Genomic DNA, 20,248 nt, shown 5'->3' on the forward strand with positions numbered 1-20,248 from the left:
ATGGAGGCAGTGCATGGATTCGGTTTCAATCCGCCATCCCCAAAAAGGGGAGTTCTTTCTCCTTGAGCCAGGGGCGATAAGTGGCCCTGCCTGCGGGGTCGTCTTCGAGAACCTGGATCGCCTGTTGTCTCCTCCTCGCATGATCTTGCTGCCGGAGGATGGCGGCGTCCCCTCCCTTCGCGAGCCGCCGCGCCTGGTACTTAGATTGAGCGAAGGACCGCCGCCTGGGGATCTGGAGTCGGGGTTCAGCGGCTACTGGCTGGTCTCTGAGCGGCTGCATGACGTGATGGTCTCCGTCGATCCCCACGCCTTCGCCTTTGCGGAAGCCGACTATCGTCTGGAAGACGGTAGCCGGGGTGATCGCCACTTCCTCTGCACCGTGGTTCAGGTCGTTGACGCGTTGGACGAAGGTGCGTCCAAGCTCTTCATTGACACCACCGAGGAATTCATCAACGGGAAGTTCTACGACTTGGGCGGCGGTGCGAGTGTGACGTTCGACCGGCAGAGGCTGGGGCAGGCCCACGTCTTCAGGACTCCATTCTCCGGCTCTGTGTTCTGTGACCGCGTGTTTAGGGACGCCGTGGCTGCAGCCGGTATAGAGACTGACAGCGATGCCGACGGCGTGTGGTTGACGGATGCCGCGGATATTTAGGGTGTAGCCCATGCCGGCAGAGAATTAATGAGTGGCTGGCCTTCACATAACTGACAGCCGATGCCTTCGCGAAACCCGGCTATGTCTCTACGTTGGAGTGCAAACATCTGGATGAAAGGAAAAAGCATGGAACCGTCGAAGCCGCCCCATTCTGTGCCTGGCGAGTACTTCCTCCTAGTGCCTGATGCCACGCGTCGGAGAAAAGCAGCAGTGCGCTATGCCGGCCCAGTGCGCGGTTGGCTTTCCGGAGGGGACTTCAGGCTGTGAGCACGCGGGAATGACTCGAAGAAGACGTGGAAGGCTGACACCCTCTGATAAGCTCTTCGAACGCCTATTTAGATTGATTCTGAGGTGAGACAAGCAATGACTTCGAATCTGCCAAAGAAGGGCGAGTTCTTCGAGTTGCGCCCAGATGCCCGACGGCGCGGCAAAGGGCATGGCGTCGTTTTTGAGAACGAGTCTTCCCTGAAGACGCCTCCAAATTTCCTCTTGCGTCCCGATCAGGGGGGCTTCCCGCCTCTGCGCGAGACCCCGTGTCTAGTGTATTACCCAAGCGAAGGGTGGCCGCCGGAGGATCTTGAAGCTGGGATGAGCGGCTATTGGCTCGTTTCCGGGCGTCTCCGCGAGGTGATGGAGGCTGTGGACCCAGGCGCTTTTGCGTTCAAAGAGACTGACTATCGGTTGGCTGATGGAGCAATCGGCGGCCCCTATTTCCTTTGCGACGTCATCAGGACCATTGATGCCTTGGATGAGGCAGCATCCCAGCTGAAAATCATCGTTAGCGACGACTATGAAGAGGGAAAGTACTACGGTCTGACTGGCGACGTGCGCCTCGCGTTCAAGCGGGAAGTCATCGGCGATGCTCACGTGTTCCGGCTCTCCTACTACGAAGGTGTCTTTTGCGACCGCACATTCAAGGAGGCGGTCGCAGCCGCGGGATTGGTCGCCGACGGCGCTTCCAACGGTCTGTGGTTCTACGATGCGGTGAACTGCTGAGACTCGGCGCTGCTGGAGTCAAGGATGATTTGTGGCCGGACATACCACTCATTTGCAGGATCATCACGCGATAGAGCAGCAGACGCTGAGAACGCGAACAACTGATGGCAAGCCAGTTGCGGCATGCCGAAGTGTTGCACGGCTCACATCAGCACGCCTGACCGTGGTCAAGGCGCATCGTCGCGCCCCAGGACGTAGTCGCTGCCGAACGCCGGTGCCGCCTCGCGCTGTGGAGGGTCCGAGTCGTAGCCCAGCAGTTACTCGTCCATGCCGGCATCGGGATGGTCGATGGCGAACAGGTGGAAGTGCTCCTTGTCGAAGCCTCCCAACCAGACGGGGCGATCTTGGCCATAGTCCTCCTCCAGAGGAGAAGCTGAGTTTGGCCGCCCATGCCCGCAGAAAATTCATGGACGTACTAAAGACTGTGGAAGCGATTGCCGGTCAAGTATGACCCTTGTCGAGGGCTATCTGCTAGCTGGCTGACCTCTGATCCCACGGGGCGTAGGTGCTACCGTCGCTGCACTGGTAGTTTGCAGGCCTTCACATAACTGACAGCCAATGCCTTCCCGGAACCCGATTATGCCTCTACGCTAGAACGCATGCCTCTGGAAGAGATGAAAAAGCATGGAACCGTCGAAGCCGAACCATCCTGTGCCGGGCGAATTCTTCCTCCTGATGCCTGATACCACGCGCGGAGGAAGGGGGCACGGGGTTGTATTCGAGAACGTGAAGCAGCTGCGCACACCGCCGCGCCTGATCCTGCGACCCGAAAAAGGGAGTTTTCCGCCTATGGCGGAGAAGCCGTCGCTGGTCTACTCGGCAAAGAAGGGGAGCCTCCCAGAGGATCTGGAGGGTGGCATGAGCGGCTACTGGATGGTCTCCGAACGATTGCGCGACGCTCTTGTCTCTGTAGATCCGGCTGGCTTCGAATTTGTAGAGTGCGACTACCGCCTTGCCGATGGATCCGAAGGCCCGCGCTACTTCCTGTGCGATGTGACACGTGAACTCGATGCAGTGGATGAAGGCGCCTCGCAGTTTCGGATCATCACTGATGAAGGCTATCCAGGAGGGAAGTTTTACGATCTCAAGGGTGGAGCCAGTCTGGCGTTTCGGAAGGATGTCGTCGGTCAAGCGAAGGTATTCCGAACGCCTTACTCGGGAGGCCTTGTTTTCTGCAGTAGGGAGTTGCGGGATGCTGTTTGGGATGCCGGCATCGGTGGGCCTGGTGAATCGCGAGGGCTGTGGTTCACCGATGCTGCAGATATCTGATCCAGCTGATTGAGTTCAAGGATGAGGTCGCGCCATGCCACGTAAAGGCCCGGTTCTTCAGAAGCATCATGTACTTGAGCAACAAACGTTTGAAAGCAGCGAGTTTCTACAGGCTTTGGTAGAGGCCGAGCTGGTAGAGAAGGACACCTTCGAAAATCTCCTTTACATGCCTGCGGACAAGAAGCTCGCTGCAGCCATGGGGGTTTCTCCGCATGGAGGGGGCCCACTTAAGGACTATCAGCTGGGCATCAGCCTGCACCTGAATCAGATCGAAGCTTCCGCCGACGGTCAGGCTGCGCTTCGCGGTGATCCGGCTGCGCTGCAGCGGGTGGCGGCGAGGGTCAATAGTCTTCGTGACACCATGACGATCGGCCTCGTCAATGGCGACCTCTACACGAACGCACCTCTTGGCATGGACGCTGACGCGATTCGTCCCAGGACTCGGGCCTTCTTTGGTGCCAGTGACCATTACCCACAGATGCACGCTTCACAGATCGAAGGGCTCGCGGGGCTTGGTCCCATTGAGCGGAATCATCTGTTGGTAACTAAAACAGAGGGTCGCGTTCTGGCTTTGCTGGATTACACCGAGCAGACGGGAGGCAAGCTGACGAAGGGAAGCGACGTTGAGCTGCAAAAGAGCGGATTGTCGATAGCGATATCCAAGGCTCACCAAGATGGTCGGATTCTCATGTCCGAATCGAGCATTCTCACGGTGGAGCGCGTGCTCGGTGAGGAGGCTGCCCATCGCATTCGTAGTCCGCGTTCACACCAGGGTGGTGTTACGTTCGACCTCCTCCTAGGCGAAGCCTCCACCAGCCAACTGACCCGATCAGGCGGCCTGCTCGCCTCCGGCGCCGACGCCGTCATCACCGCCCGCCGCACTTCGCAGCTGCTGGAAGAAGGCAACGGCACCGCTGCTCAGTCTGAACTCACCCATGCCTTGGCGCGCAATGGCGGTGGCTGGATCGGTGGCATGGCCACCGCGTCGGTGATCGGCACGTCCAGCTTCGTCCCTGCGGCCATCGTCGCGGGCGATGCGCTGCTGATGAGCAAGGCGTTTGACAAAGGCGCCGATCTGCTCGACAACCGCGCCGTCTACCGGCAGACCGACAAGGCCGATGTCACGTGGCAGTTCAATGGCCTGAACTGGCAGCGCCAGGCGGTCATGGACAGCGCGGGCGACGGCCTGGGCAATCCGGCTGAGCACAGTGTGGGAGCCAGTTACGAGAAGGCCCGCGAGCTGGGCGCATATGCCCATGTAAAAGCGGTAGAGCTGGCGCTGGGCAAGGCGCCGCCGCCGCAGGATCCTTTCAGCATCCCGGCGAAGGACGGCGAGGGCCGTCTGGACAATCCCAACTGGCACCGCGATGCGCAGACCGAACAGTGGACGCGACAGGTCAAGATTGGCGTGTCCGGCGCCAACGACCGGGGTGTGTACGAGACGCAGACCGCCAGCCCCGAGCGCGCAAACGAGTTGAATCGTGAGGCGGTGCAGCGCATCGAGAACAACATCGCCAACGGCAAGGCCGCGATTGCCGCCAGCTATCTGGAGACCTACGCCGCTACCCGTGCCAGCGACTTCGTGCCGCTGGTGCCGGAGGCGGTGGAGCAGGCCCGTGCCAGGCCCGACGCCATCCAGGGCTCGGACAACCAGCTTTACCAGCGCGATGAAGAAGGGCAATGGCACCACGCTGGCCAGATCGCGCAGGGGAACATGGCGCTGGAGTTGGAGCTGACCCGCACCATCCAGCAGCCGTCGCTCGATCAGTTCAACCAGACCATTGCCGCATTGGACGCGCGGCCATTGCCGTCTGCGGCGGAAGTAAACCAGAACGAGCTGCGCCACAGCTACTACGCTGCGGGCATTGCGCTGTCACCGGCATGGGAGCAAGCGATTGCGCTGGCCACGGCACGCACGCGCGAGCAGCACGGCATTTCGGGTCCTACGCTGCAGGAACTGGGGCCTGTAGCCGAGGGCAATGCGGGCGCCTCTCGGCCCATCACCCATTACCAGGTAGGCGAGGATGGCGTTGCGCGTGCCGTCGCGACCACCGGCACGCTGGAGCTGCAGGCCGCATGGAATGAGGTGCGGACGCGTGCCAATGAGCAAGCGCCGTTGCCCGACTCGCCCGAGCTACGCATTGCAGCGCTGTCGGCGGGTGAGCAGGAGGCGTACCGGCAGGCAATGCAGGAGGCAAATCGGCTGGGTGCTGCGCAGGTGGATGCAGGACAGGCTGCACGAGCGGCCGCGCAGGTGGCACATGGCGACAAGCCATCTGAGCAGAACGTGAGCGTGGAAGTGCGGCCGGAAGAGCCGGCCACTGCGCAGCCCATCGCGCCTGCAGCGGCTGCGGCGGCGCCGCCAGCGGTAGCGGTCCCGCAACCGCCTACGCCCGTCCCACAGGACAAGCCCGAGTTTCAGCGGAACGCCGAGCAGCGCGATCCGCCTCGGCGTGAGGCGGAGCCTCAACCTCAGCCCCATTCAAACAGCGAGGCGCCCACCGAAAACCGTACCGCCTCACAGACGCCGGAACCCACCGGGCCTATGCAGGCGCACCCGGCCGCACCTGAGCGCGCGACGCCACACGCTGCCGCGCCTCTGGCAGCGGCAACGCAGACTGTGCCCACGCAGCGCACGGAGCAGGCACCGGAGCTGGAGCAAATGGCTGCGCCCGAGGTTGCTCCCACTCCACAGCTGGACGTGGCGGTACAGGACGTTGAGCCGGTACCCTTCAAGGAGCCGTTGCCTGCTGAGCCCGCGCGTGATCCATGGCCTTTGGAGCAGGAAGCGGCACAACACGTGCCAGAGCCCGAACCGGCTCCATTGGATGACCTTCAGCCCGTCACTGCGGCTGTCACTGTTCCTGCCGGGCCCACGATAGCGCCAAGCCCTGAGCCGGCCGCGCCCGCGCCGGCACCGGATGAGGCATCGGGCCCGAACCGGGCGCTGCAGGACCCCACGCAGCCCGGCCACCCCGATCACGCGCTGTATCAGCAGATCCGTGAGGGCGTGGAAGCGCTGGACGCCAAGCACGGCCGCAGCTTCGATGAAGTCAGCGAACGCATGACAGCCAGCCTTCTGGTACTGGCCAAGGACAACGACCTGGAACGGGTGGACCATGTGCTGGTGAGCAACGCTACGAGTGAACATCCGGTCGGGCACACGCTGTTCGTGGTGCAGGGCGAACCGAGCAATCCGGCGCATCAGCGCGCTGCGATGCCGACCGAGCTGGCGGCGCAGACATCGGTGGAGGAATCACTGCAGCAGTTCGACTCTGTCAGCCGCGAAGCGCATCAGCGCGCGCTTGCCAATCAGCTGGATCAGCAGCTGGAAGATCAGCGGGTGCAGCACGACATACAGATTCGTGCGGCCAGCGCGGGCTGATCACTGGTCAGGGGCGAACAGGTTCAGAAGTATGGCTGTTGTGAATCACCAAGGACGACACTTATCCCCTGTCCCTCAGTAACTTCAGGTCGTGCTTGTCGTGCTGCTGGTCACTTAATCCCTTGGCGGAATCTGCAGAACTGCGAGCAGCAGATAGCCTTCCAGGGAATCCAGTACGTGATGCGCATTCGCCGGCACGCCAGCGCCAGCCAAGGCATCCTGCGTGGTCAAGGCGACATAGCGAACATGGTGCCCTGGCCGGACGCCGGAGCCTGCGGCTGACAGCAGAGCATGAACGATCCTACGCAGAAAGGAAAAATCGTCCTCGGTGCTGCCCAGGGCTGACTTCTCTTCGAGCAAGCATCTCAATGACTGCGGATATGTGAAGTCGAGTGAATGAATGTCCTCCCAATGCCCCTCTTCTCTGATGTACCAATCCAACCCTCCGCTCACCCCGGCGACCCCAACGCGCTCGCCGTTGCGCCGGAATACGTACTCATACTCTGCAGGTGATGGCCCACCGCCTTGCAGGCGAGCAAGGCTGACCATGACCGCGTTCTGCATCTCGGCTTCTGACGTTGCATCTGGATAGAAAGTACTTGGCATGTGTTTCCCTTGGTTGTCCTTGATGAATTACCCGCGACCCAATTCTTGTACTGCCATCTGGCTCACACATTCAGCAAGCCGGTACCAGCATCCGGCTGTCCTCCACCTGCCCCCATCCTACCTATGCCATTATCCAGCCAGGACCGCAGCACCCATCAAGGCTGAACAGGCATGGAGCAGGAAACACGCTACACGGCAACGCTGTACCTGGCCGCCCCCGGCACCCCACTGAAGAGCGGGGGCATCTCGCCGCGCGGCCACATGTACCTGCAGGTGGCGGCAGGCGACGAGGCCCACAGCTACGGCTTCGCACCACCGCGCCACGCACCGGGCGAAGCCCCCACCGGCGTGCAGTACGCGCAGGTGCGCCACGACGATGCCGACGAGCATCTGGACCCGTATTACAGCCGCACCCTGGAAATCACCGAGGAGCATTACGGCTGCCTGCGTGATTTCGCCGAGGAACCGGCCGAGTTCGAATTCGATGTGGATCGCCCGGCCACCATCAACCGTTGCAGCGACTTCGTCTGGGCGGCGCTGCACTACGCCGGCCTGCATCCGCTGCCGGCGCCGCTGGACGGCGGCAGCAACCTGGGCGAGTTCGCGGTGCTGTTCAATCTGCCGGAAATCCAGTGCATTGCCGCGCCGTTCCCGGGCAGCGATCTGAATGCCGAAACCCACCACGCGATGCCCGAGCGCGAGGCCGAGCACCATCGCCAGGGCGACCGTGCCAGCGATGAGCCGCCGCCGACGCCGATTGAGGTGGCCGGCACGCTGCTGGACCCTTCGCATCCGGACCATCGCCTGTTCGCGCAGCTGATTCAGAAAGTAGCCGAGCTGGACGCCGCGCATGGCCGCCCGTTCGATGCGGCCAGCCAGCGCATCAGCGCCAGCCTGCTGGTGCTGGCCAAGCAGAACAATCTTTCGCGGGTGGACCACGTGCTGCTCAGCCAGCCGACCAGAAGCAGCCATGCCGCCGAGAGCATCTTCATCGTGCAGGGCGATCGCAACGACCCGGGGCACCGCCGCGCCAGCATCGCCACCGAGGTGGCGGCCAAGACCGATGTGGCCGATTCGCTGCGCTTGAAAGAGCAGTAATCCGCGCGCCTGCCATACGCGCGCAGACGCACGCCACGCCCCCCACCTGCTACCATTCCCCCGCTACCCAGCCAGCCCACCCCGCGCAGACAGATGCAGGTCGGGCCGTCGTAGAACGGCCCAGCGAGCCAGGACACCCTCCCGTGCCCATTCAAGGACGCTCGCATGTTCCGTAGTACTCTCTTCCGCTCGGCCGCCCTGGCCGTTGCCGTTTCGCTCAGCCTCGGCGTGCCCTCCGCGTTCGCCGACAACGCACCCGCCGCCAGCGCCACCACCGCGGTGCAGCGCCAGGCCGTGGCCAAGGGTCTGTACGAGCTGGCCTACAGCCCGAAGCAGAACGCCGTGTTCGTGGCCTCCTCTGGCGGCTTCGGCGATGACGCCGGCCCGGCCCAGGTGCTGCGCTTGAACCCGACTACGCTGGCCGTGGAAACCCGCATTCCGCTCGAGCGCAAGGCGTTCGGCGTGGTGCTGGATGACGCCCACAACCGCCTGTACGTGGGCAATACCGTGGACCTGTCGGTGACGGTGGTCGACACCGCGCAGAACAAGGCCGTCGGCACCATCCAGCTGATGGAGAAGAAGACCGGCAAGGACGGCAAGGCCGCCTACACCCACGACCTGCGCGAGCTGGTGGTCGACAGCGCGGCCAACCGCCTGTACGTGACCGGCCACAGCAGCCAGCCGGACGTGAGCAGCGTGCTGTTCGTGATCGATACCACCACGCTGAAGGTGATCAACACCATCGACGGCCTGGGCAATGCCAAGGCGCCGGGCCTGGCACTGGATGCGGCCAACAAGCGCGTCTACACCAGCAACCTGCTGGCCGATCTGGTGGTGGTGGGCACCGATTCGAACAAGGTGGTAGCGCAGCACAAGATCGCCGCCGAGCAGCCGATGAACATCGCGCTGGACCCAGCCGGCAAGCGCCTGTTCGTGACCGACCAGGGCTCGGAATTCCTGCGTGGCTACCAGGCCAAGAGCAGCGGCCTGGTCAGCAAGCACCCGGGTCAGCGCGTGCTGGTGCTCGACCGCAGCACCGGCAAGGAACTGGCCAGCATCCCGACCGACGCCGGCCCGCTGGGCATCCTGCTGGATGCACCGCGCAAGCGCCTGTACGTGACCAACCGCGAAGCGGGCACGGTGACGGCCTACAACAGTGACAGCTACCAGAAGGTGGCCACGTACACCGTGCCGACTCACCCGAACAGCCTGGCGCTGGATGCGAAGAACAACGTGTTGTTCGTGAGCATCAAGAACGGCGAGAAGGATGACAAGGGTGCTGACGAGAGCGTGGCGCGCATCCAGCTGTAAGGGAGTTGCCTAAAGCCGGGTAGACCGAAGGCAGGGCATTGCCCTGCCTTCTTTGCATCTGGCGAAAGCGTGCCGATTGCGACACCGAAATGTACTATTCCCGTCTCGAGGCCAATAGGCCGCGTCAATTGGACGAGTCAGGGGAATTGGCATGGCGTACTGGTGGGTTAACCAGAACAGCACGTTCGGCGCCTCAGCTAAGGGTGGACTATTGTGGTCGCCAAAAAGAAAGTCGGATGGCAGGCGTAGTCCCTTCTATGACCATATGACCCAGGTGAAGCCGGGTGACGTGGTGTTCGCCTTTGCCAAACAGAAGATTGGCGCTGTCGCGTTGGTGAGTGGTCCGCATGGCGAACTGAAGTGTCCTGAGAGCTTCAAGGGCAATGAGCATAGTTGGAGTGATGATGGCTGGATGGTACCGGTCCAGTACCGTTTGATTGATGAGCCGCTTGAAGTGCGTAAGCACATGGAGAAGTTCGAAGACTATTTGCCATACACGCACTCGCCCATCGGCATGAGCGGTAGGGCGAACATCGCCTACCTGTGTCCTGTGCCAGAGGGGATGGCGAACGTTCTTCTTTCGCTACTGAATATCGATAGGGAAGATGTTCGTGGGTGGCAAGAAGAAGTGTCAACGTCTAGCGCAGTAAAGAGAATTGAGGAGGACGGGACCCTCACGTCGACCGAAAGACAGCAGCTGATCAAGGCTCGCGTCGGTCAGGGTGTCTTTCGCATGAAAGTATGTGAGGTGGAGCCCGCTTGCCGCATCACAGGCACGACAGATCCAAAGTTCCTTGTCGCCAGCCATATCAAGCCTTGGGTCGAAAGCGAGAACCATCAGCGGTTGGATGGCAATAACGGACTCATGCTGGCGCCGCACATTGATCGATTGTTCGATCGGAAGCTCATCTCGTTTGCAGATGACGGAACGCTAATCCTCAGCCCGGCACTGCCTGACTCCATTCGGGCGGAGTGGCGATTAGAGCAGAAACTTCCGCCTAAGCCCTTTAGCTCGGAGCAGATTCAGTACCTTACCTATCACCGGGAGCGACTGGTACTGAAGTAGAAGTTAAGCTGCCGGAGGACCTTGGTGCTCCAAGCGGGCACTCCAGAGGGGCACCTTCGACAGCTCACGCGCATCGAGTGCGGCCACAGCAGCCTTCGGGAGAGGGCTGCTAGTCCTAGCAGTCTTCGTCTTCTACGATGAGTGTCCGGCTGCCTTTGTAGCCGGACACTCTCCCTACTGGCATCCTGGCATCAGTCTTGGTCGAACAGGCGGAGACGTTCGGATTCCCGTCGTACCACGTCAACAAGGAAGTCACACCTGTCCCGGATCTCCGGGAACTCCTCAGCCATCCACGTCGCTGAAATGTACGGGTGACCATCCATCATCGCCACTACAGTGGGTCGATATTTTGCACACCTCATCACATCTTGTTCGGTTCCTGCCAGCAACGCGGGTAGAAAGACGGTTCGGTCATTCTTAGATACGCCAAGAGTTAGAAGCTGCTTTGGAAAGCTCTTACCGGTGGGTTGCTCAAAATCAATCCAGTACATTGATATGTATCTTCACTTGGTGTGTGCCAGTGAAGGATGAGGGCTGAATCGATTGCATTCAATTGGGTGCCCCTGTGGTTGCCACACTTACAGACCATCCCCATGCCGCCCGCGAGCATCAAGAGCGGCGAGAAGGATGACAAGGACGCTGACGGAAGCGTGGCGCGGATTCAGCTGTAAGGACGGTTCGCAGTCTGAAAGCGAAGGGACAGGGCGCAATGCTCTGCCCCTTCTTGACGCCGCAGTGCTTACCCCATCCGCGGCGCGGGATTCTGCATCTCCTGCGCCTGCGCCTCGGCCGGCCGCTGTACACCCAGCCCCAGCTTCTGCATCGACTGTTCCACCGGCGTCTGCGCCGCCAAAGCCGTCGGCATCATCGCGCGCAGGTGCGCTGGATTGGCCGGGTCGCCCTGCACCACGAAGACGTTGTGCCCAGCCGGATGATTGCCCGTGGCGTTGCTGACCAGCACATGGTCGACCTGCTGCAGGCCCTGCTCGCGGGCGAGCACGGTCAGGCTGGCAGTCAGTCGCTCACTGGTCTGATCGAATGGGCGACCATGCTGGGCGTCCAGTGCGGCCACGCCGTGGCGGATCTGCTGGTTGAGGCCGTACTCGGGATGGTTGGGGGTGATCTCTGCCATGGCGATCGAACGGTAGCGGTGGGTCGTGGTGGGCCCCGCCAGTATAGATACGGCCCGTGAAGCGCGCCCGAGGGGTCAGTCCGCCGGGCGATGGTCGTAGCTGATCACCCGCTCGGCCAGCCAACGCCCATCAACGCGGCGCCAGATCTGGATGAAACGGGCCTGCCCTACCCAGCGCTCCACGCCGTCCTTGCCGCGTTCATGGAAGCGGTGGTCGCCGATCTCCAGCGCCCGTTCGTCATGCAGCGGGAACACCTGCAGCGAAGGTTCCACCAGCTCACGGCGCAGGCTCCAGCCGCCCTTGCGCGCATTGCTGCACATGTTGCCCACGCTGCGGCGGAAGTCCTCGCGGCTGCTGGCAGACTTGCCGTCCTTGTCATGGAAGAACTCCATGTCTTCGGTGGTCATCGCGGCGGCCCTGTCGGCATCGCAGGCCTCGAAGGCCACAGCAAAGAGCTGGGTGTCGGCCTGGCGGATCTGTTCGCGCAGGTCATCGGTGGACGGCGCTGTGGCGACGAGGCCGGCAGCCAGCAGGGGCAAGGTAAGCAGCAACATGGAGAGGCTCCAAGGGTGGTTCACGCAGGCTCGCACGGCGTTTGGGCCGCCGCAGCCGGCTTCCGACGAAACGGCCCTTCCACGGAGCGAATGCCCGCATTGGCGGCCCGGCCGAGGCGGCGTCACCTGTGCAGGCGATGTCATGGCGACCGGCGATTCCATCACGGTCGCGATAGGCGGTGGCCAATAGCCTGAAAGTCTTCCCTTCCACAGGAGCCCCCATGCCTGCTTCCCGCATCCGCCTGCACGTTGAAGACAACAGTGGCGACGGCCGCCCGGTCATTCTGATCCACGGCTGGCCGTTGTCCGCCGATGCCTGGAAGACGCAGGTGTCGATCCTGCGCGATGCCCAATATCGGGTGATCAGCTACGACCGCCGTGGCTTTGGCCGTTCCGACAAGCCGGCCGAGGGCTACGACTACGACACGCTGGCAGCGGACCTGGCCGGGGTGATCGAGGAGCGTGACCTGCGCGACGTCACCCTGGTCGGCTTCTCGATGGGCGGCGGTGAGGTGGCGCGCTATGTGGCCAACCACGGTCAGGAGCGCCTGCACAGCGTGGTGTTTGCTGCTGCCGTGCCGCCGTATCTGCTGCGCAGTGATGACAACCCACATGGCCCGCTCACCCAGGAAAAGGCCGATGAAATGCGCAGCGGTCTTGAGAAGGATCGTGAGGCGTTCTTCGATGGCTTCACCCGCGATTTCTTCAGCGCCCATGGCCAGTTGATGGTGACCGAAGAGACGCGTCAGGCGGCGATCGCGCTGTGCCATCAATCCGACCAGACGGCGGCGCTGGGGTGCATGAAGGCGTTTGCTACAACCGACTTCCGCGAAGACCTGAAGAAGATCACGGTGCCGACCTTGATCCTGCACGGTGACAGCGATGCCATCGTGCCGTTTGAAGGTTCTGGCCAGCGCACGCACCGAGCCATCCCGGGCAGCGAAGTGGTGATCCTTGAGGGCGCGCCGCATGGCTGCAACACCAGTCATGCTGATCACTTCAATCTGGCGCTGTTGAACTTCCTGAAGCAGTAAGCTGCAGCCATGCGTGAACCGAAGACGCCCCCGTGGAAGAAGCCCAATCCCAAGGGCCAGACGTCGCAGCCGTTGTCGCCTGCGCAGAAGGAGGCAGCCCGGCAGCGTGCGGAAGAGAACGGGCGGCGTTATCCGAATCTGGTGGACAACATGTGGGCGGCGAAGCTGCCACGCGGATCCTGATCTGTGGAGTCGAGCCATGCTCGACTCCGCTCTGCATCCATCCATGCATGGCGTGGATCTACTGCAACAGCAGCCGAGCATGGGCTCGACTCTACAGGTCGGCCAGCGGCTTCCAGCCGGGTTCCAGCCAGGGTGAGATCTCGCGCTGGCGGACGTTGATTGACTCCGTCGGCACCCCAGCCAGGCGCGCAAGCTCCGCACGCAACCGTTCGGGGTCCACCGGCACGGCCGTAGCCACCTGCAGGCGATCCCCCTGATGCCTCACCTGTACCGCTAGCGTGGCGTGCGCATCATGCTCGCCGCCGGTGCGTCCGATCGGGTAGCGCATCGTTACCGGCCGCGACAGTTGCGCCAGTGCTGGCTGCCAGGCCTGCAGCACAAGGGGTTGCCCGGCAGCGGGAACATGTACTTCCGCAATCGTAGCCGGGTAGCCGGTGATGCTCTCGACCATGACCTGGAAGCGCGCGCCATCCGGCACGACCAGCACGGTGGCGATCAACGTGAAGAGCGAAACGAACACCGCTGCGAGGTTCCAGCTGCGCGGCTCGGAGGCCGGGCGCGTTGCGGTACGCAGACCTGGCTTGCGCCACAGCTTGCGCGCGTAGATGCGCCGGTCCTTCCTGCGCGGGCTGCTGCTGTGCTCGGGCAGGTTCAAGGGAACCCGTGGAAGGCGCGCCACGCGGGCCTTGATCAGGCGCGAAAGCAGCATCCACGCGATCACGAACGCCAACAGCGGAAGCAACGTTCGCACCCACAGATACAGCGTGACCATCCACAACACCTCTACAGACGACCATCCATGCTCATCCACATCCTACCGGGACCGCGTGCCGGTTGTCGTATCCGCCAGCCGACAAGCACAGGGCGCTTGGTTAGGATGGTCCTTTGTTGTCACGGATGAACCGATGGTCTCTGCTGCTACCCGCTTCTGTCGCATCTGTGGTCCCGGCCCGATCCTGATGGTGCTGCAGGTGGTGGCGCTGCTGTCGATGGCGCTGGCAGCCGGCTTCTTCCATTACCGCGTGGATCTTCTGCTGGAGCCGGTGGATGAAACCTGCGGCGGCCCGGATTCGGTGGCACGCATGCAGGTGGCGGAGCAGTTGATGGCCCGTTCGCTGGCGCTTGAGCCTTGGCAGCCGTTGCATTGGATTCCGCTGGCTGGCGTGACGCTGGCCATGCTGGGAGCGATGTCGATCAGTCTCTATCGGCTCGGGCGCCTGCCGGGGAGACTGCGCGTGGCCAACTGGGGAATGATGGCACTGCATGGCGCGATTCTGGCATTGGCCGGTTGGGCGCTGCGTCTGTACGACACGGCATGGACCAGCGTAGCGACGCTGTCTCCTGCGGCGTGCCTGGTGGAGCTGGGCGAGCAGGGCCGGTTGCCGCTGGCACAGGCACAGCAGGTGGTGTTCGAGATTCTCACCCATGAGCATGCACCGCTGCTGCGCAATCCCGATGATCTTGCCCTGGTGCTGGTCGCGTTGATGCTGATTGCGATGGCTGCGGGATTCATGTTGTGGCGGGCGATCGTGCGCGAACGTCAGGAGCAGTCGCCCGGCCCATAGCGGGTGTGGGGCCGGCCGCGCGCCCGCAATCGCGCTAGAGTCAGCACTTCGCCCCTGCAAGGATGTGCTGATGCGTTGGTTGCTGCGTGCGGTGCCATTGCTGCTGTGTTCGTTGGCGGTACACGCCGCCGAGGTGGATCGCCGGATCGCGATGACCATCGACGACCTGCCGTGGGCGCGGGTGGACGAGATCGTTCCGCCGGACCTGCAGTCGCGGCACGAAGCGCTGATGGCACAGCTTCGCCAGGCGGGTGTGCCGGTGGTCGGCTTCGTCAACGAGAACAAACTCGAGATCGACGGGCAGGTGCAGCCGGCGCGGGTGCAGATGCTGCGCGACTGGCTGGACGCCGGGTATGTGCTGGGCAACCACACCTATTCGCACATGGATCTGAACGCCAGGGGGGTGCCTGCGTTCCAGCAGGATTTTCTGCGTGGTGAAACGGTGCTGCGGCCGCTGCTGGCCGAGCGCGGACTGAAACCGCAGTGGATGCGCCATCCCTATCTGCGTGCCGGACGCACACCGGAAGAACGCGCGGAGATGGACGTGTTCTTCAAGCAGCATGGCTACCGCGTGGCGCCGGTGACGGTCGACAACGGTGAGTGGGTGTGGGCCTTCGCCTATGCCAACGTGATGAACGAGCAGCCTGATTCCCCGGCGCGCGAGGCGATGCTGGCGCAGCTGCGCAAGGGCTATGTGCCCTACATGCTGAACAAGCTGGACTACTACGAGAAGCAGTCGCAGGCGCTGCTGGGCTATGCGCTGCCGCAGGTGTGGTTGATGCACGCGAACGAGCTCAATGCAGCCACGTTCGCAGAACTGGTGGCGGCGACGAAGCGCCGCGGCTATCGCTTCATTTCACTGGATGAGGCGATGCGCGATCCTGCTTACGCGCGTGGCGCCGAGGGCTACAGCGGTCGCTACGGTCCGAGCTGGCTGCACCGCTGGGCGATGGCCGAGAAGAAGCCGAAAGACTTCTACGCCGGTGAACCCGAGGTGCCGGCGTGGGTGATGAAGCTGGCCAAGGTGGATTCGGAGTGAGGCTCAGCGCTTGACGGCAAGCACGCCGTCAAGCGCCAGTTCGGCCTTGAAGCCGGCCTTTTCCAGGCGCTTGGCTACTTCACGCGGCACGTCGCGGCCGCTGGTCAGCTTGTTCGGCGCGCCGGTGTAGTGGAACAAGCGCCCGCCTTTGCGGATGACGCGGGCGAGGTGGTCGTAGAACACCTGTGAGTACAGTTCGCCGGCGATGCCGAAGCGCGGCGGGTCGTGCAGGATCGCGTCGACGCTGTTGCTGGCCACCTGTTCAATCTGCTGTGAGACATCGCCGTGGCTGAACTGCAGGCGTCCACCGGCCGCGGCCGAGTCCGGATCCGGGGACCACGGGTTGAGCGTGCGCAGCCACATCACGTCGGTGTTCTTCTCGAACGAGCGGATCTGGCCGACACCGGCCTCCAGCGCGCAGGCGGCGAAGTAGCCCAGGCCGCCGCAGGTATCGAGGATGACCTTGCCGGCCGGGGCGACCAGCTCGACCTTGCGGCGCGCATCCTCGAACGGTGACAGCTTGGAGGTCGGCAGCATCTTGATGCCGTCGATCTCGAAGGTCGGTGCGCCCCATTCGGTCGGCACCAGCTTGATCAGCGAGCTGCTGTAGCGCGAGATAGGTGCGAAGTCCTCGCCATCCCAGTAGTACAGCGTGCGGTCCTTCAGCTTGCCCGGCCACGGGTAGCGCTGGCCACGGAAGTGGAAGCCGTCGGCATCCAGCACCACGCTGTCCTCGCTGCGGCCAAGGTCGAGCGAGCCCTGCCAGTCGGCAGCGCCCTTGTCATGGGCACGGCGCAGGGTGTCAGCGCTGTCGCGGGTCAGCAGGGGGCCGGTGTAATGGGGCACGGCGGGTACCGGGGCGGTTCGGGGGAGGGCATGGTACCGCAGCTGTTGCCGGGGCCACGCGTGGCTGCTGCAGTAGATCCACGCCATGCGTGGATGTAGACGGGAGGAGCCGAGCGTGGGCTCGGCGCTACCGCTGGCTGGTGCAGCTGAAGCCGTGCGTGGCTCCTTCTCCTGAGATCATGTTGACGCCACGCGAAGGCCGCATGCCCTGCAGCGCGCACGACTGACGGTGGACCTCCTGGGTTTCCGGTGGCTGCCGATCAAAGTCGTAGCGCAGGCTGCCGTCTTCCTGCAGCAGCCAATGCACGGTAACGCGCTCGTGGCGACCATCGCCGAGATCCCAGTCCAGGGTGCGCAATATCAGTGTCTGGCCGTCGGGCAGTTCCCGGACTTCGTCATAGGCACCCTGGGTCTTCGGCGCGCTTAACGCAAGCAGCAGAAACAGCAGCATTGGCATCGCTCCTCAAAGAAGACAGGATGTGCCCATATTGCCCTGAGCCGCCATCAGAATCATTGCGTCTTACGGGCACTTGACCGCATACACCGGCCCGGCTCCGATCAGCATCAACGCCATGTAGTCACTGTCGCTGGCCTTGCCCTTCAGCGTCGCGCCCTTGTTGAAGTGGAAGATGCCGAAGCCACCGGCCATGCGGATCAGGGCGCTGTCGATCTGATCGGCGTCGTCGCGGAAGTAGCGGCTGATCTCGCTGCGGGTGGCCTTGTGCAGGGCATTCGGCTCGCGCTGCCACTGTTCGCCACGGCTGAAGGAGACGAAGTACTGGCCGCCTTCCTTGTCGATGCGGAAGTCAGCCGGTTTGCGCGCGCCGGTGGCGAAGCAGCCCTGCAACGGGTCGGCGCTGAAAGGAAGCCCGGCATCACCACTGCAGGCGGTGAGCAGCAGGAGGGCACCGGGCAGCAGCAGGCGGAGCGTGCGCATGGGATGTCCCGACGGGGCAGGTGCGGCTAGTGTAGGCAGCACACGGGCGTGGTCCGTACAGAAATTCGGCAAGGACACAGGGGTTTTCGGATGGCGAAGGGCAAGGCACCGTGGTGCGGCGTGGCGAGTTGGCTGGGGATCGTGGTGGGCTGGGGCGCGGGTACGCTCGCAGCGCAGGCGGCGGGAGACAACAGCCTGGCGGCGGGGCTGGGCGTTGGCGTGCTGGGCGCGGCGCTGGTGGGCTGCGGTCTGGCGGTGGCTTCGCGCGTGCGCGGTGAGCGCTGGCCGTGGATCGGCATTGCCGGCGCGGTGCTGAGCGCGCTGCCGCTGCTGATGTACCTGCTGCGGATGATGTTGAAGCTCTAGCGGTAGTGCCGGCCGCTGGCCGGCACCAACAGGGTGCATCCGTCGTTCATGAGGTTGCCGGCCAGCGACCGGCACTACCCGGCGTGGATCATGCGCTGCGGTGAATCTCCACCGTCACGTGCACCAGCTCCTCATGAATCGCCAGCGCGTTGCGCACGGCATCGGCATCCAGACTGACGTCGCTGGTGACCACGCTGGCGCTGACCGCGTACTTGCCGCGACCCACTTGCCAGACGTGCAGGTCCGCCAGACGTGCCGGCCACGGACCCTGTTCGATCACTTGGCGGACTTCGGCCACCACCGGTGCATCCATCTGCGCGTCGAGCAGGATACGACCACTGTCACGCAGCAGGCCGATCGCCCAGACAGTAACCAGCACGGCGCCGACCAGGCCCATCACCGGGTCCAGCCAGGTCAGGCCGAGCAGCTTGCCGCCGAGCAGGGCGACGATGGCCAGTACCGAGGTGGCGGCGTCGGCCAGCACGTGCACGTAGGCCGAGCGCAGGTTGAGGTCGTGACCGTGTGCATGGCCGTGATCGTGGTGTTCGTGGTCATGTCCGTGATGATGGCCATGGTCATGCCCGTGGTGATGATGCGCGTGGCCCGGGCTGTCGTGCAACCACCAGGCGCAGAGCAGGTTCACGCCCAGGCCCACCGCTGCGATGGCGATGGCTTCGTTGTAGTGGATGGGGGCGGGCACCCACAGCCGTTCCAGCGATTGCACGGCCATCAATGCGGCGACGCCAAGCAGGGCGATGGCGCTGGTGTAGCCGGCCAGGATCTCGATCTTCCAGGTGCCGAAGGCGAAGCGCGGATCGTGTGCGTAGCGGCGCGCGCAGCGGTAGGCGAACACCGAGAGACCCAGCGCCAGCGCGTGCGAACTCATGTGCCAGCCGTCGGCGAGCACGGCCATGGAGTTGAACCACCAGCCGCCGACGATCTCCACCAGCATCATGCCGACGGTGAGCCACAGGGCGCGGCGGGTATTGCGTTCTGCCAGCGGGTTGCCATCGTCGAAGCGGTGTTCGTGGCGGCGGGCGGCGGCGAGGGCGTCCAATTGCATGGCGGTGGGAGCTGGAGTGGATACCCCCATAGGGTATATGATCCCGCCATGGCCCATGTACACAAGAATCGAAAGCAGCTGCTGACACGGGTACGCCGTATCGCGGGTCAGGTGGCGGCGTTGGAGCAGGCGCTGGACACCCCCGAGGGGGAAGTGGGTGACTGCGCGGACGTGCTGGTGCAGGTGGCCGCCGTGCGCGGTGCAGCCCACAGCCTGCTGATGGAGCTGCTGCACGAGCACCTGCAGGAACACGTAGTGGGTGCCGACGACCCGCAGCAGCGGGCGGACGAGGCTGCGGTGCTGGTGGAGCTGCTGCGCCGCTACGGCAAATAGCAGGGGTAGTGCCGGCCGCTGGCCGGCAACTGCAGGTTGCGTCCGAAGCTCATGCGGTTGCCGGCCAGCGGCCGGTACTACCCGTGGCGTCTGAAGTTCATGCGGTTGCCGGCCAGCGGCCGGTACTACCCGTGGCGTCCGAAGCTCATGCGGTTGCCGGCCAGCGGCCGGCACTACCCGCGGCGTCCGAAGCTCATGCGGTTGCCGGCCAGCGGCCGGCACTACCCGCGGCGTCCGAAGCTCATGCGGTTGCCGGCCAGCGACCGGCACTACCCGCGGCGTCCGAAGCTCATGCGGTTGCCGGCCAGCGGCCGGCACTACTCGTGGCATCCGAAGCTCATGCGGTTGCCGGCCAGCGGCCGGCACTACCCGTGGCGTCCGAAGCTCATGCGGTTGCCGGCCAGCGGCCGGCACTACCCGTGCCGGTGCCGCGCGTTCCAGACATGCGTGGTGGCCAGCAGCAGGCTGCCGGTGACGGTCATCGGTGTTTCCCAGACGTGTGTCGGCAGCGCCAGTGCGCCGGCCAGCAACAGGCCCAGACCGACGCCGGCGGTGGCCCAGGCCAGCACCGGCAGCGGGTGACGACGCTCGGCCCGCCACAGCGCGTAGCCGGTCAGTGGCAGGGCGATGGCCACGAACAGCAGGTGCACCCATTCCGCTTCGGCCCACGCGCCGAACAGTGGCAGCGCGGCGGCCAGCAGGGGCAGCGCCAGGCAGTACAGCAGGCACAGGCTGGACAGGGCGACCGCGCCGGCATCGAGCAGGACGGCAGAAGGCGACTTCATCGGAGGAGGTTCCTTGCGCGACAAGTG

The 20,248-nt window shown here is 63.8% G+C and carries 23 protein-coding genes and 1 pseudogene; 13 read left to right on the forward strand and 11 right to left on the reverse strand.

Features of this window, described 5'->3' with window-relative positions:
* Nucleotides 1-13 precede the first annotated feature (13 nt).
* Together AC3ITW_RS01945 and AC3ITW_RS01950 are read left to right on the forward strand one after the other, a co-directional pair.
* A complete protein-coding gene (locus AC3ITW_RS01945) occupies nt 14-652 on the forward strand; it encodes a DUF1629 domain-containing protein (protein ID WP_412704658.1) in 639 nt (212 codons plus the stop codon).
* Nucleotides 653-1,015: 363 nt separating this feature from the next.
* Nucleotides 1,016-1,648 (forward strand): DUF1629 domain-containing protein, encoded by a 633-nt coding sequence (locus AC3ITW_RS01950; RefSeq protein WP_489390012.1) that lies wholly within the window; start codon nt 1,016-1,018, stop codon nt 1,646-1,648.
* Nucleotides 1,649-1,815: 167 nt separating this feature from the next.
* On the opposite strand, the pseudogene AC3ITW_RS01955 reads toward AC3ITW_RS01950, so the two are convergent.
* Nucleotides 1,816-2,013: pseudogene (locus AC3ITW_RS01955) on the reverse strand (hypothetical protein).
* Nucleotides 2,014-2,272: 259 nt separating this feature from the next.
* Here AC3ITW_RS01955 and AC3ITW_RS01960 point away from each other — a divergent pair.
* Complete coding sequence (locus AC3ITW_RS01960) at nt 2,273-2,917, forward strand: DUF1629 domain-containing protein (protein WP_489390013.1); 645 nt, start codon at nt 2,273-2,275, stop codon at nt 2,915-2,917.
* Nucleotides 2,918-2,951: 34 nt separating this feature from the next.
* Nucleotides 2,952-6,302, forward strand: coding sequence for an XVIPCD domain-containing protein (locus AC3ITW_RS01965; RefSeq protein WP_489390014.1), 3,351 nt, complete (start codon nt 2,952-2,954; stop codon nt 6,300-6,302).
* Between the two features lie 114 nt (nt 6,303-6,416).
* Here the strand turns inward: AC3ITW_RS01965 and AC3ITW_RS01970 are convergent, their stop codons facing one another.
* Complete coding sequence (locus AC3ITW_RS01970) at nt 6,417-6,908, reverse strand: hypothetical protein (RefSeq protein WP_489390015.1); 492 nt, start codon at nt 6,906-6,908, stop codon at nt 6,417-6,419.
* A gap of 171 nt (nt 6,909-7,079) precedes the next feature.
* Here AC3ITW_RS01970 and AC3ITW_RS01975 point away from each other — a divergent pair, with 171 nt between their 5' ends.
* From AC3ITW_RS01975 to AC3ITW_RS01985, 3 genes are all read left to right on the forward strand, one after another.
* Entirely contained in the window at nt 7,080-8,006 is a 927-nt protein-coding gene (locus AC3ITW_RS01975) for an XVIPCD domain-containing protein (RefSeq protein ID WP_489390016.1), read from the forward strand.
* A gap of 165 nt (nt 8,007-8,171) precedes the next feature.
* Nucleotides 8,172-9,317 carry a YncE family protein gene (locus AC3ITW_RS01980; protein WP_489390017.1) on the forward strand — a complete coding sequence of 382 codons (1,146 nt, stop codon included), beginning with the start codon at nt 8,172-8,174 and terminating at the stop codon, nt 9,315-9,317.
* 151 nt (nt 9,318-9,468) lie between these two features.
* On the forward strand, nt 9,469-10,383 hold the full coding sequence (locus AC3ITW_RS01985) for an HNH endonuclease (protein WP_489390018.1): 915 nt from the start codon (nt 9,469-9,471) through the stop codon (nt 10,381-10,383).
* A gap of 191 nt (nt 10,384-10,574) precedes the next feature.
* On the opposite strand, the gene AC3ITW_RS01990 is transcribed toward AC3ITW_RS01985, so the two are convergent.
* The 3 genes from AC3ITW_RS01990 to AC3ITW_RS02000 all read right to left on the reverse strand — a co-directional run bounded on the left by AC3ITW_RS01990 (nt 10,575) and on the right by AC3ITW_RS02000 (nt 12,070).
* On the reverse strand, nt 10,575-10,874 hold the full coding sequence (locus AC3ITW_RS01990) for a hypothetical protein (protein WP_489390019.1): 300 nt from the start codon (nt 10,872-10,874) through the stop codon (nt 10,575-10,577).
* Between the two features lie 248 nt (nt 10,875-11,122).
* Nucleotides 11,123-11,515 (reverse strand): XVIPCD domain-containing protein, encoded by a 393-nt coding sequence (locus tag AC3ITW_RS01995; protein WP_489390020.1) that lies wholly within the window; start codon nt 11,513-11,515, stop codon nt 11,123-11,125.
* A 75-nt stretch (nt 11,516-11,590) separates the two neighbouring features.
* Nucleotides 11,591-12,070 carry a nuclear transport factor 2 family protein gene (locus AC3ITW_RS02000; RefSeq protein ID WP_489390021.1) on the reverse strand — a complete coding sequence of 160 codons (480 nt, stop codon included), beginning with the start codon at nt 12,068-12,070 and terminating at the stop codon, nt 11,591-11,593.
* A 221-nt stretch (nt 12,071-12,291) separates the two neighbouring features.
* On the opposite strand from AC3ITW_RS02000, the gene AC3ITW_RS02005 reads away from it, so the two are divergent.
* Together AC3ITW_RS02005 and AC3ITW_RS02010 are read left to right on the forward strand one after the other, a co-directional pair.
* Complete coding sequence (locus AC3ITW_RS02005) at nt 12,292-13,104, forward strand: alpha/beta fold hydrolase (RefSeq protein WP_489390022.1); 813 nt, start codon at nt 12,292-12,294, stop codon at nt 13,102-13,104.
* Between the two features lie 9 nt (nt 13,105-13,113).
* The gene (locus AC3ITW_RS02010) at nt 13,114-13,287 is read left to right on the forward strand and encodes a hypothetical protein (protein WP_097048477.1); all 174 of its coding nucleotides are present in this window, start codon (nt 13,114-13,116) and stop codon (nt 13,285-13,287) included.
* Nucleotides 13,288-13,378: 91 nt separating this feature from the next.
* Here AC3ITW_RS02010 and AC3ITW_RS02015 read toward each other — a convergent pair whose 3' ends face one another.
* Nucleotides 13,379-14,059, reverse strand: a complete 681-nt coding sequence (locus tag AC3ITW_RS02015) for a hypothetical protein (protein WP_489390023.1) — start codon at nt 14,057-14,059, stop codon at nt 13,379-13,381.
* Nucleotides 14,060-14,192: 133 nt separating this feature from the next.
* On the opposite strand from AC3ITW_RS02015, the gene AC3ITW_RS02020 reads away from it, so the two are divergent.
* Both AC3ITW_RS02020 and AC3ITW_RS02025 read left to right on the forward strand, forming a co-directional pair.
* Complete coding sequence (locus AC3ITW_RS02020) at nt 14,193-14,852, forward strand: hypothetical protein (RefSeq protein WP_489390024.1); 660 nt, start codon at nt 14,193-14,195, stop codon at nt 14,850-14,852.
* Between the two features lie 70 nt (nt 14,853-14,922).
* Complete coding sequence (locus tag AC3ITW_RS02025; RefSeq protein WP_489390025.1) at nt 14,923-15,891, forward strand: polysaccharide deacetylase family protein; 969 nt, start codon at nt 14,923-14,925, stop codon at nt 15,889-15,891.
* A 3-nt stretch (nt 15,892-15,894) separates the two neighbouring features.
* Here the strand turns inward: AC3ITW_RS02025 and AC3ITW_RS02030 are convergent, their stop codons facing one another.
* The 3 genes from AC3ITW_RS02030 to AC3ITW_RS02040 all read right to left on the reverse strand — a co-directional run bounded on the left by AC3ITW_RS02030 (nt 15,895) and on the right by AC3ITW_RS02040 (nt 17,674).
* Nucleotides 15,895-16,737: a class I SAM-dependent methyltransferase gene (locus AC3ITW_RS02030; RefSeq protein WP_489390026.1), complete on the reverse strand. Its 843-nt coding sequence runs from the start codon at nt 16,735-16,737 to the stop codon at nt 15,895-15,897.
* A 127-nt stretch (nt 16,738-16,864) separates the two neighbouring features.
* Complete coding sequence (locus AC3ITW_RS02035; RefSeq protein ID WP_458074927.1) at nt 16,865-17,188, reverse strand: hypothetical protein; 324 nt, start codon at nt 17,186-17,188, stop codon at nt 16,865-16,867.
* A 69-nt stretch (nt 17,189-17,257) separates the two neighbouring features.
* Nucleotides 17,258-17,674 (reverse strand): hypothetical protein, encoded by a 417-nt coding sequence (locus tag AC3ITW_RS02040; protein ID WP_121504771.1) that lies wholly within the window; start codon nt 17,672-17,674, stop codon nt 17,258-17,260.
* A gap of 90 nt (nt 17,675-17,764) precedes the next feature.
* Between AC3ITW_RS02040 and AC3ITW_RS02045 the strand changes: the two genes are divergently transcribed.
* The gene (locus tag AC3ITW_RS02045; RefSeq protein ID WP_489390027.1) at nt 17,765-18,040 is read left to right on the forward strand and encodes a hypothetical protein; all 276 of its coding nucleotides are present in this window, start codon (nt 17,765-17,767) and stop codon (nt 18,038-18,040) included.
* Between the two features lie 88 nt (nt 18,041-18,128).
* Here AC3ITW_RS02045 and dmeF read toward each other — a convergent pair whose 3' ends face one another.
* Nucleotides 18,129-19,103: a CDF family Co(II)/Ni(II) efflux transporter DmeF gene (dmeF, locus tag AC3ITW_RS02050; RefSeq protein WP_489390028.1), complete on the reverse strand. Its 975-nt coding sequence runs from the start codon at nt 19,101-19,103 to the stop codon at nt 18,129-18,131.
* Nucleotides 19,104-19,151: 48 nt separating this feature from the next.
* Here dmeF and AC3ITW_RS02055 point away from each other — a divergent pair, with 48 nt between their 5' ends.
* Entirely contained in the window at nt 19,152-19,436 is a 285-nt protein-coding gene (locus AC3ITW_RS02055) for a metal/formaldehyde-sensitive transcriptional repressor (RefSeq protein WP_489390029.1), read from the forward strand.
* A 413-nt stretch (nt 19,437-19,849) separates the two neighbouring features.
* Here AC3ITW_RS02055 and AC3ITW_RS02060 read toward each other — a convergent pair whose 3' ends face one another.
* A complete protein-coding gene (locus AC3ITW_RS02060; RefSeq protein ID WP_489390030.1) occupies nt 19,850-20,221 on the reverse strand; it encodes a MerC domain-containing protein in 372 nt (123 codons plus the stop codon).
* Between the last annotated feature and the right edge of the window lie 27 nt (nt 20,222-20,248).

This window comes from Stenotrophomonas sp. KH_052, assembly GCF_057838755.1.